This window comes from Halomonas hibernica (genome assembly GCF_013183775.1).
In the GTDB taxonomy this organism is placed as follows: Bacteria; Pseudomonadota; Gammaproteobacteria; order Pseudomonadales; family Halomonadaceae; genus Vreelandella; species Vreelandella citrativorans.
The window spans coordinates 1-14,027 of the sequence record NZ_VIFN01000007.1 but is presented as its reverse complement, the minus strand read 5'-3'; the positions used below and the strand labels follow the sequence as shown (position 1 = coordinate 14,027).

12 protein-coding genes and 1 riboswitch are annotated in these 14,027 nt (G+C 53.3%); of the genes, 7 read left to right on the top strand and 5 right to left on the bottom strand.

The genetic code is table 11. The annotated features are described in order from the left end of the window. Positions 1-128: 128 nt before the first annotated feature. A complete protein-coding gene (gene pta, locus FKN99_RS11670; protein WP_172118011.1) occupies positions 129-2,312 on the bottom strand; it encodes a phosphate acetyltransferase in 2,184 nt (727 codons plus the stop codon). After that, positions 2,309-3,493 carry an acetate/propionate family kinase gene (locus FKN99_RS11665; RefSeq protein ID WP_172118010.1) on the bottom strand — a complete coding sequence of 395 codons (1,185 nt, stop codon included), beginning with the start codon at positions 3,491-3,493 and terminating at the stop codon, positions 2,309-2,311. The genes pta and FKN99_RS11665 overlap by 4 nt, the downstream gene beginning before the upstream one ends. A 147-nt stretch (positions 3,494-3,640) precedes the next feature. Between FKN99_RS11665 and FKN99_RS11660 the strand changes: the two genes are divergently transcribed. The 4 genes from FKN99_RS11660 (at position 3,641) to FKN99_RS11645 (ending at position 7,606) form a co-directional block, all read left to right on the top strand. Beyond that, a complete protein-coding gene (locus tag FKN99_RS11660; RefSeq protein ID WP_172118009.1) occupies positions 3,641-4,561 on the top strand; it encodes an EamA family transporter in 921 nt (306 codons plus the stop codon). 77 nt (positions 4,562-4,638) lie between these two features. Continuing rightward, entirely contained in the window at positions 4,639-5,148 is a 510-nt protein-coding gene (locus tag FKN99_RS11655; RefSeq protein ID WP_172118193.1) for a porin family protein, read from the top strand. A 243-nt stretch (positions 5,149-5,391) separates the two neighbouring features. Continuing rightward, positions 5,392-6,453, top strand: coding sequence for an HlyD family secretion protein (locus FKN99_RS11650; protein WP_172118008.1), 1,062 nt, complete (start codon positions 5,392-5,394; stop codon positions 6,451-6,453). Continuing rightward, positions 6,443-7,606 (top strand): DUF2955 domain-containing protein, encoded by a 1,164-nt coding sequence (locus tag FKN99_RS11645; RefSeq protein ID WP_172118007.1) that lies wholly within the window; start codon positions 6,443-6,445, stop codon positions 7,604-7,606. The genes FKN99_RS11650 and FKN99_RS11645 overlap by 11 nt, the downstream gene beginning before the upstream one ends. 68 nt (positions 7,607-7,674) lie before the next feature. Here FKN99_RS11645 and thiC read toward each other — a convergent pair whose 3' ends face one another. The 3 genes from thiC to FKN99_RS11630 all read right to left on the bottom strand — a co-directional run bounded on the left by thiC (position 7,675) and on the right by FKN99_RS11630 (position 11,547). Next, positions 7,675-9,585 (bottom strand): phosphomethylpyrimidine synthase ThiC, encoded by a 1,911-nt coding sequence (gene thiC, locus FKN99_RS11640; protein ID WP_319941283.1) that lies wholly within the window; start codon positions 9,583-9,585, stop codon positions 7,675-7,677. Positions 9,586-9,607: 22 nt separating this feature from the next. Next, positions 9,608-10,276 carry a thiaminase II gene (tenA, locus tag FKN99_RS11635; protein WP_172118006.1) on the bottom strand — a complete coding sequence of 223 codons (669 nt, stop codon included), beginning with the start codon at positions 10,274-10,276 and terminating at the stop codon, positions 9,608-9,610. A gap of 90 nt (positions 10,277-10,366) precedes the next feature. Beyond that, positions 10,367-10,520: riboswitch (TPP riboswitch) on the bottom strand. A gap of 82 nt (positions 10,521-10,602) precedes the next feature. Beyond that, on the bottom strand, positions 10,603-11,547 hold the full coding sequence (locus tag FKN99_RS11630; protein ID WP_172118005.1) for an integron integrase: 945 nt from the start codon (positions 11,545-11,547) through the stop codon (positions 10,603-10,605). Between the two features lie 241 nt (positions 11,548-11,788). Here FKN99_RS11630 and FKN99_RS11625 point away from each other — a divergent pair, with 241 nt between their 5' ends. From FKN99_RS11625 to FKN99_RS11615, 3 genes are all read left to right on the top strand, one after another. After that, on the top strand, positions 11,789-12,631 hold the full coding sequence (locus FKN99_RS11625; RefSeq protein WP_172118004.1) for a DUF4365 domain-containing protein: 843 nt from the start codon (positions 11,789-11,791) through the stop codon (positions 12,629-12,631). Between the two features lie 147 nt (positions 12,632-12,778). Then, positions 12,779-13,632, top strand: a protein-coding gene (locus tag FKN99_RS11620) for an IS5 family transposase (protein ID WP_087110723.1) whose coding sequence is annotated in 2 segments (ribosomal slippage) — positions 12,779-13,132 and positions 13,135-13,632 — 852 coding nt in all. Because the reading frame shifts where the segments join, the coding sequence is not laid out codon by codon here. Between the two features lie 48 nt (positions 13,633-13,680). Beyond that, positions 13,681-14,027, top strand: a 347-nt coding sequence (locus FKN99_RS11615; protein WP_216658070.1) for a hypothetical protein, incomplete at its 3' end; no start/stop codon positions are given.

Sequence of the window (14,027 nt, the reverse complement as noted above, 5' to 3'; positions counted from 1 at the left end):
TGACCCACACCGCTAAGTGGTTGAATGAGAAAAGCCCCGGGCAGTTAAACTGGCCGGGGCTTTTTCTTGTCTTAACGCTTACTTACCATTGGTCGCACCGGCGAAGCTTATCAGGTGCGATGACGGGGTTACGCTTCTCGCTGGCTTGCCTGAATAGCGGTCAGCGCGATGGTATAGACGATATCATCCACCAGTGCGCCTCGGGAAAGATCATTCACTGGCTTGTTTAAGCCTTGCAGCATGGGGCCAACGCTCACTACGCGGGCACTACGCTGCACCGCTTTGTAGGTCGTGTTGCCGGTGTTCAGGTCCGGGAATACAAAGACGGTGGCGCGGCCCGCTACGGGCGAATCTGGCGCTTTCTGTTTGCCCACGCTCTCAATGGCGGCTGCATCGTACTGAAGCGGGCCATCGATCAATAAGTGCGGGGCACGCTCTTTGGCGATGCGCGTAGCTTCACGCACTTTATCGACATCCGCGCCGGTGCCTGAATCTCCCGTTGAGTAGCTGATCATGGCCACGCGCGGCTCAATACCAAACGCTTCTGCGGAGCGAGCGCTTTGCAGGGCTATTTCAGCCAGCGTTTCGGCATCCGGGTCCGGGTTCACCGCACAATCGCCATACACCACTACCTGCTCGGGCAGCAGCATAAAGAAGATCGATGATACCTGGCTATATTCTGGCGCGGTCTTTATCAGCTGAAACGCCGGGCGCACGGTGTTAGCGGTGGTGTGGATAGCACCCGAGACAAGGCCATCGACTTCATCCAGCTGGAGCATCATGGTGCCAAGCACCACGTTATCCTGTAGCTGGGCCTCAGCAGTGAGTTCGTTAAGCTTGCCACGCCGGCGTTCTACCATGGGCGCGATATAGTGGGCACGCGTGCTTTCGGGGTCGATAATCGTCAACTCGCCGGGCAGTGCTAAACCGCGGTTACGCGCCACTTCCTCGATGTTTTCACGACTGCCCAACAGCACGCAGTTGGCAATGCCGCGCCGCTGACAAATAATCGCTGCCTCCACTGTGCGGGGTTCGTCGCCTTCCGGCAGTACGATCCGTTTTTTTGCGTGCTGCGCCTGTTTGACCAACTGATAGCGAAACGCTGAAGGTGATAAGCGCCGTGCATAGCCGTGGCTTAACTTGTCTTTTAGCCATTCAAGGTCGATATGGGCAGCGACAAAGCGCGCCACTTGCTCGGCACGCTCGAAATCATCAACGGGGATTTCGCTGCTAAGCTGGCTCAAGTTTTGAGCGGTGGTCAGACTGTCGGTTTCAACCGCCAGCACGGGCAGGCCGGTTCTAAGCGCCGGGCGACACATCTCAATCATATTGTCGTTAGGCAAAAAACCATTGGTCAGCAATATGCCCGCCAACTGAGTGCCGTTCATGGTAGCGAGGGCGGATGCCAGCACGACGTCGTCACGGTCGCCAGACGCCACCACCAGGCTACCGGGTGTGAAAATATGCAGGGCATTCGCAGCACTACGCGCGCACAGGCTTGTCGACATTACCCGGCGGCTTGCCGCATCGCCTTCGTTTAGCACCTTGGCACTCAGTGCCCGTGCCACGTCCAGCGTGCGGGGGGCATTGAGTGTTTTGCTGTAAGGCACGATACCGATTAGGTGAAAACTGTCGGTGGCCAGTGACGGTGAATAGCCGCGAAGCTCGTTAAGTACCGACTCTTCAAGCTGCGGCTTAATGGTGCCCGGCGCTGCCGAAAGGTCATCTTCCTGGCCGTAAGGCAGGTTTTTCATGCGCATCAGGATGCCGCCCAACGTGCGGGTCGAGCTAACCCCGCCAAAGCTTCTGGCGTGCATATCAAGCTCTTCAGCAAGTGCCTGTGGCTCGTTTAAATCCCCGGTGCCCACCAGGATGATGCGGGCATTAAGTGCATGCGCCAGTTGAGCATTGGTTTGCGTCGCGTACGTGGTGTACTGGGTAGGCACTACGCCTTCCACTACGACTAAATCCAGCGCGTTACCGTCCCGCTCAGCCTGTTGCGTTACCTGTTCATATAACTCGACCACATTTTCCAATAGCTCATCGGTTTGGTCATCGCGCAGCAGGCGCTCCAGCCGGGTTTGTGAGATCGGCGAAGGCGGGCGCAGGTTGAGCGTGCGAGACACCAGTGCCGTTGAGCGATCAAGGCCTGGGCCGTTCAGCTCTTTTTGCATAAACGGCTTCAAAAAACCGGCTTTAAGGCCAATGGTGTCGAGCGCCTGAATCAAGCCTAAGCAGGCCGAGGTTAACCCGGCCCCCATGCTTGTGGGCACTAGAAGAATGGCTTGGGGTTGAGAAGGGGGCGAACTCATGCGTGGGCCTCCAGGCATTGACGTGTTTCCATTGCGATACGGCCTTCTTCGTCGGTAGGAATAACCCAGGCTTCGGGGCCCTGATGATTTGCCCTGTCCAGCTTGCCCTCTTTGCCGCGAATCATCACGTCATTGCTCGCCTCATCAAGGGCAAAGCCAAAGTGAGGCAGCAGGCTGATAACGCGGCGGCGTACAAGAGGAGAGTTCTCACCGATGCCGCCGGTAAAAATGACGCCATCAAGCGTCGGCAGTGCGCAAGATAGAGCAGCAAGCGACTTGGCAATGCGGTAGCAAAACACGTCTAGCGCCAGCATGGCTCTTGCATGACCCTGCTCGGCTGCTTCCTCGACTTCGCGCATGTCGTTGGTTAAGCCAGAAAGCCCCAATAGCCCGCTTTGCTTATTCAGCACATCATCAATCTTGTCCATCGACCAGCCCAGCTGGCGGTGTAAATGGGCGTGCAAGCCTGGGTCGACGTCGCCGCTGCGCGTGCCCATCACCAGGCCTTCCAGCGGGGTAAGGCCCATGCTGGTGTCCAGGCTTTGATTATTCCACACCGCTGCGGTGGAACAGCCGTTGCCCAAGTGGGCTGTTAACCAACCGCCCGCACCGCGAGGGCTAAGCTCGGCCGCACGCTGGCTAACAAAGGCGTGGCTAGTGCCATGAAACCCGTAGCGACGAATGCCGTGTTCAGCGTAGAGGCTCTCTGGCAGGGCATAGCGGTAAGCTTTTACGGGGAGGGTTTGGTGAAACGCGGTATCGAATACCGCAACCTGAGGTAGTGCTGGAAATATCTTTTGAGTAGCGCTGATGCCTGCCAGGTTGGCAGGGTTATGCAGGGGCGCCAGCGCGGCGGTGGCCTTAATCGCACTGATAACATCACTATCAATCAAGGCGGCCTGAGTAAACTTCTCTCCGCCATGAACAATGCGATGCCCAATAGCGCCAGGAATGCGTCCTTCCAGGCTGTTTAAAATGGCGTTGAGCGCTTGAGTATGGTCAGCATTGGGGAGTGCATGGCTAAAGCTTCCCCCCGCGCTATTTATTCCTTTTAAACGGGCATCGGCGCTGCCTAAGCGCTCTGCCAAGCCTGCTAAGCGCGGGGCATCAGGGGCCGGATCGATCAGTGCGTATTTAATAGAGGATGAACCACAATTAATAACCAGCACCGGTGCATTCATAAAGAATCTACCAAAAGAGTAAAGGTTTAGTTTGTACTTTAGTGTGGCAGGCGGCAAGGGGCATTAACGTAGGCGGATATTTGTTTAGCCATTCGACTCAAATCCGGGCATGCTTGGCGGTTAACGTTCTTTTGCTGCCTGGAGCCTATGACTACGTCCTCGTTACCCAACCACCTGCCGCGCCACTTGGCCATTTTGCTGTTAATGACCGTTGGCACCATGTTCGCTGCCAACCATGTATCGGCTAGGCTTGCCTTTGATAACGGTACAGGGTTACTGCTGGCCGTATTAACGCGTTCCGGGGTAGCCTGTTTGATCCTGCTCGCCCTTGTGATCGTTCAGAAGAAACGCTTATGGCTGCCTTCGGGCACTTGGCCCTGGCAATTGGTGGTAGGTCTTCTTATCACCATTCAAAGTGTCAGCCTTTATTCAGCGGTTGCGCGGCTTCCTGTCGTTATTGCGCTACTGTTGGTCAATACCTTCCCCATTCAGTTAGCACTATTGAGTTGGGCGCTGGGCGGGCCGCGTCCAACGCTTCGCAGCTGCCTTATTATGGGGACCATTTTAATCGGGCTGTTGGTCGTGCTGGATATTCCTGCGTGGCTTTCCAGTGCTGACAGTATGGGGCCGGAATGGGTCGCCGGTATTGGATTTGGGTTGCTGGCCGCGTTCGTTTTCGCCTGCGCGCTATGGGTTACCGAGCACCGTTTATCCCAGGTAGGCAGCACGCTGCGCAGTCTTTTAACCATGCAAACCGTGTTTTTCGCCATGGTAATCGGCGGGGTTTTAGGTGTCGTGCCAGGCGGCATGAGCCTACCTGACAATAGCCAAGGCTGGGTGGGTTTGGGGCTTTTGGCGCTGCTCTACGCCACCGCGTTCTCGACACTGTTTATTTTTGTGCCGCGCCTGGATATGGCGCGCAACGCCCCGGTCATGAATATCGAACCTGTCGCCTCTTTGGTGATCGGCTATTTCGTATTAGGGCAAACGCTAAGCCCAGGCCAGTTATTGGGCGGGGCTGTTGTGGTGGGTGGTATTGTCGCACTTAGCCTATCCAAGGGGCGGTAAACGTTGCGTTCTTTCCGGACATGTACCACAATGAATCTGTGTAAGGAAACACTGTTTTTTAACGGAGGTACATGACGATGAAGATGACCGTATTATCACTCACTTCTGCGGCACTCTTGGTCGGCGCGGGTGCATTCGCTGCATCAGCCCAGGCACAGCAATCATTGGGTTACCCTGAAGGTTACGTGGCGGGCGACGCCATGTTTTGGAACCTTGACCCTGACCGCGGTTCCTCACGTAACGACGTAGGCCTGCGTTTACGCGGTGGCGCGCAGTTCAATGATTACTTCGCGCTCGAAGGGCATCTGGGTGCCGGTGGCTCCGATGGTGATACCAAGCTGGATTACCTGGTAGGTGCTTACGCAAAAGGCATCGCGCCTATTACCCCCAATGCGCGCCTTTATGGTCTGGTCGGTGTCACTGAAGTGGACTTCGACCACGACAGAGAAAGCGGTTTCTCCTATGGCGCGGGCGGTGAAATTGATGTCGCCAACAATCTGGCCATCAGCGCTGATTACATGCGTTATCTGGACAAGTCTGCCTACGATTTCGATGCCGCAAGTGTGGGCTTAAAATACCGTTTTTAATGATTAACGCTTAAAACGCGTTAGTGGTGTATCCAACCCCAGGGCCTTTTGGCTCTGGGGTTTTTTTATAGGGTTTTTCTGCAGGCAGCCAAGGACGCTACTCAATAACGTTCATAAAGCAGAAGGGTGGCTTATTGTTAGCTTGCTAATCATTTGCTAAAATACGCTATTCCATTAAGCATGCGCTGGCCATAAGCGCTCTGCGCGTACGCAGAAGGTGCGCAAATCAACGAGTAAAACTTCATGTCCCCTGATCAAAAATTCGCCCGCTGGGTGAAGGTAGCGCTGGCTGCCTTTGCACTGCTGTTTATCTATTTCTTGATAGCTGACAGCTTCATGCCCATGACGCCCGAGGCCAGGGTAATGCGCCCGGTTGCCCGTGTGGCGCCAGAGCTCAGCGCGCCAGTGAAAGAAGTGGCCGTGCGTGACCATCAGCAGGTTGCTAAAGGCGATGTGCTGTTTCGTCTGGACCCCGAGCCCTTTCAGCTTGCCCTTGATCAAGCGCGGCTAAATCGTGAGCAGGCTGAGCGCGAAAACACGCGCCTTGAAGCAGAGCTTGCCGCCGCCCGGGCGGTGCTGGCCTCTGCCCAGGCCGTTGCGGAGGAGCGCAGCAGCGAGCGGCGCCGTGGCGAAACCCTGGTGGGGCGGCAGAGTATTTCACGCCAGCAGTACGAGCAGCAGGTAGCGGCTGAGCATACCGCCCTGGCAGACGTGGCTTCCGCCGAGGCGAACATACAGAGCCTGGAAGTACAGCTAGGCGAGAACGGAAATACCAACCTGCGCTTGCGCCAAGCCGACAACGCCCTTGAGAAAGCGCAGTTGGACGTCGAACGTACCGAAGTGCGGGCGGCAGAGTCAGGCCAGGTGACGAACTTGCAGCTTCAGGTGGGCGACTATGTTCAGGCAGGGCAGCCAGTGATTGCACTGGTGACTCAGAACATGGATATCGTTGCCGACTTCCGTGAAAAAAGCCTACGCCACGTACTGCCCGGCGACTCGGCTGCGGTGATCTTTGATGCCATGCCTGGGCATATCTTTGAAGGGCAGGTCAGTGCTTTTGATGCTGGCGTGCGGGAAGGGCAACTGACCGCTGATGGGCAGCTGGCGGATATTCCTACCTCTGACCGCTGGGTGCGCGATGCGCAGCGTTTGCGTATTCATGTTGCCCTCAACGAACCCATTGCGGCGCTGCTGCCAAGCGGTGCCCGGGCAACGGTGCAACTGCTGCCGGGAGAACATGCGCTGGCGCACCCCTTTGCATGGCTACAAACGCATCTGATCAGTTGGCTACATTATGTCTACTGATGCGGGCTCTACTACTGCAGGGCCCGCTGATACAAAACCGGCGGATGCCAGCACGTGGTCAATCAGTCACGTGTTGCGTAGTTTTTTTAAGCGCACGCCCCGCCGTAGCGGCGCTGGCCCAGAGGCACCTGCTTACCATCGCCTGAGTGAGAATGCCCTTCGCCAGTGTTTGCGGGTGGCTGGTGGTGGCACGCTCGGATTTATTATCAGTCAGTTAATGGGTTGGAACTACGGCGTCTTCTTTACCGTTTTTCCGATGTTTTTGCTGGGTATGGTGCCCATTCTGAATATCAGCATTATTCGCCAGTTTTTAGGTAACGTATCGGTGAATGCGCTGGAAGTCAGCCTGGTGGTCGGCCTACTTAAACATATGCCGGTGGTGATGACGCTGGTCGTGTTGGGTATGTTCCTGTTTCGGTTTAGCTTGATGGCAAAAGGCCCGTTGTTTCTGTTTGGGGCCAATGGCGTATTAACCTTAAGCATCCTGCTGCATTTTGCGAGCTACCCCAGCGTCGATCTAGCGGATTTGTTGGCCTCCAATTTTGTGGCCAGTGTGCTTGCCGTGTTCATCGCCATGCTGATGTACACACTTTTCCCCGACGTTGAGCCCCGCCAACCGCCGCCCAAAAGCACCAAGACGAAAGCGCAGATGCGCCATGAAACGCTGATGGGCGGCATTACCGCGACACTTTCCTTTGTCGTTTTTCAGGTGTTTGACCTGCAGGGGTCGCTCTCGGCACAAATGGCGACCATTCTGGTGCTGTTCGCGATGGGGTATGCCGGTGCGCGCGTATCCGCTCGCAAACGCGCCATCGGCACGCTGTTGGGGTGTAACCTGGCGCTGATAATGCAGCTTCTGCTTTATACGCAAAGCAACCACTTCCTGCTGGCGATTGTGCTTTATTGGTTGGGGCTATTGCTGTTTGGGCGCGAACACATACTTGAAGGCGGTGGTTCCGGCATTGGGTTTGGCGGGATGACCACTTTAGGCATTCTGTTTGGGCAATCATTAGGCCCCAGTCAGGACCTTGTCTATAGCGCGCTGTATCGCTTCTCATCCATGAGCGTGGCGCTGGTAGTAACGCTACTCGTTATGGCTTGCCTGCATTATTTGCTTAATCTTTGGGAGCCAACGCGACTACCCGAAAGTTAGCGTAACACGTCGACAACAGGGGCTTTCAGGCCCCTGTTTGCGTTTAACCCTTGAGTTTTTAAACCGCTTTACACTTCCTGGTACAGCTGGCTTCCCGTTTGGCGAAATTTCTCCGCCTGCTCTTCCATGCCGCGCTTAACGGACTCCGCGTCGTTAGTGCTTTCTGGCGTGCGGTCGCGGTAGGTGTCGCGCACTTCCTGGCTAATCTTCATCGAGCAGAACTTGGGCCCGCACATGGAGCAAAAATGCGCGACCTTCGCGGAATCCTTGGGCAGGGTTTCATCATGGAATTCCCGCGCGGTGTCCGGGTCGAGGCCCAGATTGAACTGGTCTTCCCAGCGGAATTCAAACCGCGCCTTGGAAAGCGCGTTATCACGCCGCTGTGCTGCCGGGTGGCCCTTGGCGAGATCCGCCGCGTGGGCGGCAATTTTGTAGGTAATAATGCCGGTCTTGACGTCATCTTTATTGGGCAGGCCCAAGTGCTCTTTTGGCGTGACATAGCAGAGCATGGCACAACCAAACCAGCCGATCATCGCCGCCCCAATGCCCGAGGTAATATGGTCGTAGCCTGGTGCGATATCCGTGACCAACGGGCCGAGCGTGTAGAAGGGCGCTTCGTCGCAGTACTCCAGCTGCTTGTCCATGTTCTCCTTCACAAGATGCATGGGCACATGGCCGGGACCTTCAATCATTACCTGCACGTCGTGCTTCCAGGCAATGTGGGTCAGCTCACCCAGGGTTTTAAGCTCGGCCATCTGCGCTTCGTCATTGGCATCGGCGATAGAGCCTGGGCGCAGGCCGTCACCTAATGAAAACGCCACATCGTACTGCTTGCAGATCTCGCAGATCTCCTCGAAGTGGGTGTAAAGAAAGCTCTCCTGATGATGATACAAACACCATTTGGCCATAATCGAACCGCCGCGTGAGACGATGCCCGTCACCCGGTTGGCGGTCAGCGGCACATAGCGCAGCAAAACGCCTGCGTGAATGGTGAAGTAATCCACACCCTGTTCGGCCTGCTCGATCAACGTATCGCGAAACACCTCCCAGGTCAGGTTTTCGGCCACGCCGTTGACCTTCTCCAGCGCTTGGTAGATAGGCACTGTACCGATAGGTACTGGAGAGTTACGCAAAATCCATTCGCGGGTTTCGTGGATATTCTGCCCGGTGGAGAGATCCATGATGGTATCCGCGCCCCAGCGAATCCCCCAGGTCATTTTGTCGACTTCTTCTTCAATCGACGAGGTAACGGCTGAGTTGCCCAGGTTGCCGTTAATTTTGACTAGAAAGTTACGCCCGATAATCATCGGCTCGCTTTCAGGATGGTTGATGTTATTAGGAATAATCGCCCGCCCGCGAGCGACTTCATCGCGCACAAACTCCGGCGTAATCTCTTCTGGGATGCTCGCGCCGAAGCTCTGGCCGCGATGCTGGTGGCCCAAAATTCGCTCTACCTCAGCATTACCCAGTGCTTGGCGGCGCTGGTTCTCGCGCAGGGCGATAAATTCCATTTCCGGCGTGATAATCCCTTGGCGGGCGTAGTGCAGCTGGGTAACGTTCTTGCCTTCTTTTGCCCGGCGCGGCGTGCGTTTCAAATCAAAGCGCAGCTGGGCCAGCATGGGGTCGTTGGCGCGGCGTTTGCCGTACTCAGACGTATGGCCTTCTAAAAACTCGGTGTCGTCGCGCTCCTCAATCCACGCCCGGCGAAGCGCGGGAAGCCCACGGCGTAGATCAATCTGAGCGTTGGGGTCGGTGTAGGGGCCAGAGGTGTCGTACACCAGCAGCGGCGGATTCTGTTCATCCACGCTGGTCGTTTTGGTCGGCGAGAGGCTGATTTCCCGAAACGGCACGCGGATATCCGGGCGCGAGCCTTCAAGATACACCTTGCGTGAACCGGGCAGCGGAGAAATCGCGGCGGCATCCACTTGGGCGGTTTCGGCTAGAAAGCGGGCTGTCTTCTGGGTAACGGTTTTGTTCACGGTTATATCCTTGTTCTTGGAATTAATGAGAAAGGTCCAGGCCCATCTGCCAGAAGTCGATTTCCAGGCGCGTAGCATCGCGGAAAATTTTGCTGAGCTCATTAAAGCGGGCAGGGGTGACGTCGGCGAGGCGTGCGTCAAGCCATTCAAGCTCGGCTTGCATGGCCGCCTGAAACTCCTCGCTTTCGTACATCGCAATCCAGGCATCGAACGGGTTATCGCCGCCACGCACTGTGGAGGATTGCGCGTTCAACCAGTTGGCAATCTCGCCATAGCCCACCAGGCAAGGAGCAAGTGCCACGTGTAAATCCAGCAGGTCGCCACGGTTGCCGGTATCCAACACGTAGCGGGTGTAGGCCATGGTCGCCCGAGCTTCTTGTAGCTCGGCAAGCGCCTCCTCGGAAATACCCCACTCGCGACAAAAGCCCACGTGCAAGCCCAGTTCCACATCCACAATGGTTTTCAACCCTTCGTGGGCCTGGCGCAAATCGGCAAGCGTAGGGCTTTTGTAGGCGGCCAATGCATAGGCGCGAGCGAAGTGAATCAGAAACAGATAATCCTGCTTCAGGTAGTGACGAAATGACGCTTCAGGCAGCGTGGCGTTGCCCAGCTGGCGCACAAAGTCGTGCTCAATGTAGGCGCGCCAATCGTCATGGCAGGCAGTGGTTAAATCAGTAAAGCGGTAGCCCATACATCCTCCGGTGGTGGTGATCCGAAGGGCAGGCGAAAAGATCGAGGAAATGGCACGGAAGGGTGGCGAGCGATTGTGGGAGAGAGCTAGCCGGCGCCATCGCTTGATCCCTACGCCGGTACCCGCGCTACATCAAAAGCAGCGCATTAGCCGGATCAGGTTCAGCGGGACCAGCGCTTGGCAGCAAAATTGCTACGCCCTGCGCCATCTCAGCCGGATATCACCGGCACCCCGTCAAGCATTCAACTCAGCGAGTCTAGGTGGCGGTGGAAGGAGATGCAAGGGGACAAATGGCCGAACATATCCAGGTTGGTCAGGCGGCGCCGTTAACCCAAAGGGCTTTTCACTCCCGCAAAATCATTATCCAGTACATGCGTATATATCTGAGTGGTTTCGACGCTTTTGTGCCCCAGCAATGCTTGCACCGTGCGAATATCTGTACCTTGGCTAAGCAACTGTGTCGCAAAACTATGACGCAAAGAATGGCATGACCCAGGACGCGTTAAAGACGCCGCGCACATAGCGTGTTTCACCGCTTTTTGGACGGCAGAGGTGTGAATATGATGGAGCACTACCCGGTTATCAGCATCGAAACAAGGCTTGGATGAAGGAAAAATCCATTGCCAAGTAAGGGAGATGCCAGCATTTGGATACTTTCGGTCTAGCGCGTGAGGTAGCGATACAGGTATCGCGCCATTTTTAAGGCGTTTTTTCAGTTGCTGCTCTGCCCGGTGAACGTGAGATTGCAATGGCGCCATACAAGACGGTGGTAAGAGCGTCGTCCGGTCTTTATTACCTTTACCAGCACGGACGGTAATGACTTGCCGTGAAAAGTCGAGGTCTTTGACACGCAGACGGCAGGCCTCAGAAACACGTAACACGGAGCCATACATAAGAGAAGCAATGAGATGCATGGAGCCTGCAAGATGCTCGAAAACACGCATCACCTCTTGGTGGGAAAGCACGACCGGTAAACGCTGAGGGCGTTTAGCTCGGCTGAACGTGCCGATCTCGCCCAGAGGTTGGTCTAATACGTGGAGATACAGGAATACAATGGCATTAAGTGCCTGGTTTTGTGTGGCCGCTGCAACGTGCCTTTCAACGGCAAGGTGCTCCAGAAATTGCTTTACCTCTTCACCCGCCATTGTGGCTGGATGGCGTATTCCATGAAAACGAATGAAAAATCGAATCCAATAGCAATATGTCTTCTCAGTACGAAAGCTATAGCGTTTCACCCGTAAGGTAGCCCGGACCCTATCCATTAGCTTCATGGGGGTATCCCTTTGTATTTATCTTGGTATGTATTTATATACAGTGTTATTGAAAATGGCAAATCGTGACAGCATGCGAATTTTTGATAGGCAGCCAAAATTTGCTTTGCTAGCAATAGAATCAATGAGGTAGATTTGGTTTAGGCGGCTAGATAACCTCAATGAACGCGCTGACGCGTTCATTGAGGTTATGCAGCTGGCTATATAATCACTGTTATATGCATCAGTAAGGGAAGTTGCAATGTACTATGCAAAGGAAAATAGAAATGGTGATATCGGTGAGTATTATTTTGCTTACTGGATAACGCAAACATTTGGTTGGCCATGTCGACTTCTTGATATTGATATAGGATTGGATGCTCAAATTGAAATATGCGATGAAAGTGACAAAGCTCTTGGACAGTTTATAGCTGTCCAAATAAAGTCTACCGACACCAAAAAAATGTCGACTTCTTTAAAGCTCAATAATCTTCAATATTGGAGTGAAATGCAAGAGCCTGTAGTAATAGTTCGTATCATTGGTGTCGATGATATAGAGCCAATACTTTACTGGAAAGTTGTAAATACGAAGTCAATAGATGAATTAATAAAAAAAGCTAAATTAAATTCTTCAAAGACGGCAACTTTGTCTTTTGCTGAAGGTAACAGGTTGACAATAGATGAAAAAAATACATTCAGGTTTCTTCCTGCGCTAAAAAATGTAGACACCCTTGAAGAAAGCAGTAAGGTTTTGAAAGAAAAATATATTGACTTTTTATCGTCATACTATATTCCATCACAACAGGCTTATGGGTTTTATAATACCGGGTGTGATGACGATTTCATTGAAATATTTAATGTTTTTTGTTTTGAAATGGATGAAGTGCAAGAAATAGAATGCTTCACTGATATTGTTACTGTATTTAACGATAGACTTGTTGAATTTCCAGCTTTACAAGATGCATATAACTCTTTTAGAGAATTATCAATAGAATATATTAGATCGCTAGAACATAACTCTATAATGGATGTATTGCAGTCATGGAAAGAGCACCCATATCATAGTAATCTTGCCTATATTGTCGATAATATCAAAAGCATATAACAAGTTGCTCAAACGGACAAAAAACAGCTGGCTTTTGCTCGTTCCTCGCTAATTTTAGCCAGCTATTTTATTGCCGCTTAGGTTTTGTACGAAAAGTGATATCTGCTAAGTTTTCCCATGCAATAGAAGCATAGGGGGAAATGAATTATGGTTGGCCGGTACGAGATATCCAATGAGAACTGGGCGCAGATTACAGATATTGTGTCGCCAACTCAGGTGATGGGCAGGCCCCGGCGGGATGACCGGCAGGTCCTCAATGGTATTTTCTGGGTGCTCTGTTCTGGTGCCAAATGGCGAGATCTACCCGAGCGGTATGGTCCCTGGTCAACTGCCTATGAGCGCTTTCGAAAATGGCGGGATGATGGCACGTTTGAAGCTATCCTTTCTCGCTTACAGCTCAGGCTGCGTGAAGATGGACTGATGGATCTGGATACGTGGATGATTGATTCGACCTCGATACGTGCCACCCGCGCTGCCGCAGGAGGCGGCAAAAAGGGGGCTCAGAAGAACCGGTAGATCACGCATTGGGGCGTAGTCGTGGTGGTTTAACGACAAAAATCCACCTGGTATGTGATTCCCATGGTTGGCCGCTGGCATTTACCCTGTCTCCAGGACAGCAGGCTGATTCTCGACATTTCATCTCGACGCTGGAGAGTGTTTATCTACCAGGCCGTGTTGGAAGGCCTCGCAAACGTAGCCGCTACGTGGTCGCTGATAAAGGATATGACAGTGATGAACTGCGCCGTTACTGTGACAGGCACGGTATAAAACCCGTTATTGCGCAACGTCAAATGCATCGCAAGACACGCCCTGGTTTGCCGAGGCGTTTTGATCAGCACAGATACCGCCAGAGAAACGCGGTAGAACGCTGCTTTGGATGGCTTAAAGAGTTACGTCGATTTGCAACGCGCTACGAAAAATTAGCGAGCAGTTTCAGAGCGATGGTATGCGTAGCCTGCATAGAGCGTTGCTTGCGAGCCAACTTTTCGTACAAAGCCTAGCAAAGCGTTAGTTTGAGCTAAGCAGCAACACTTCGAGTTTAAGAAATTATGAAATATGGAATTGGGTTGTTTATAGCGCTATGTTTATTGGTGATCGGATATTGTATCGGCGCTACTGAGCATAAAAATATATTCTCGGACGTGAAGTGGACTGATATCGGCACGCTCCTTGTAACCTTTTTTGGTTTTGCTTTCGGTTTTTTCACTTATTTTCAATGGCTAAGCAGTAAGCGTAAAGAAGATGCCTATTTGGCTGCTAAAAAGTACATCGCTTCAATAGACGAAATCGAAGAGCACTTACATGAATTACTTTTCCAATACAACCATATATGTCCAGCTCCTGGAGTAGTAATCGAGAGCAAAGACGTATCAGTAAAGCGTATCGAGCATTTAAA

Excerpts from the sequence above, each read along its gene's own strand:
- FKN99_RS11645 (WP_172118007.1), top strand. The coding sequence starts at position 6,443 with ATGTCTACTGATGCGGGCTCTACTACTGCAGGGCCCGCTGATACAAAA.
- FKN99_RS11630 (WP_172118005.1), bottom strand. The coding sequence starts at position 11,547 with ATGAAGCTAATGGATAGGGTCCGGGCTACCTTACGGGTGAAACGCTAT.
- pta (WP_172118011.1), bottom strand. The coding sequence starts at position 2,312 with ATGAGTTCGCCCCCTTCTCAACCCCAAGCCATTCTTCTAGTGCCCACA.
- FKN99_RS11625 (WP_172118004.1), top strand. The coding sequence starts at position 11,789 with ATGTACTATGCAAAGGAAAATAGAAATGGTGATATCGGTGAGTATTAT.
- FKN99_RS11650 (WP_172118008.1), top strand. The coding sequence starts at position 5,392 with ATGTCCCCTGATCAAAAATTCGCCCGCTGGGTGAAGGTAGCGCTGGCT.
- FKN99_RS11655 (WP_172118193.1), top strand. The coding sequence starts at position 4,639 with ATGAAGATGACCGTATTATCACTCACTTCTGCGGCACTCTTGGTCGGC.
- tenA (WP_172118006.1), bottom strand. The coding sequence starts at position 10,276 with ATGGGCTACCGCTTTACTGATTTAACCACTGCCTGCCATGACGATTGG.
- FKN99_RS11665 (WP_172118010.1), bottom strand. The coding sequence starts at position 3,493 with ATGAATGCACCGGTGCTGGTTATTAATTGTGGTTCATCCTCTATTAAA.
- FKN99_RS11660 (WP_172118009.1), top strand. The coding sequence starts at position 3,641 with ATGACTACGTCCTCGTTACCCAACCACCTGCCGCGCCACTTGGCCATT.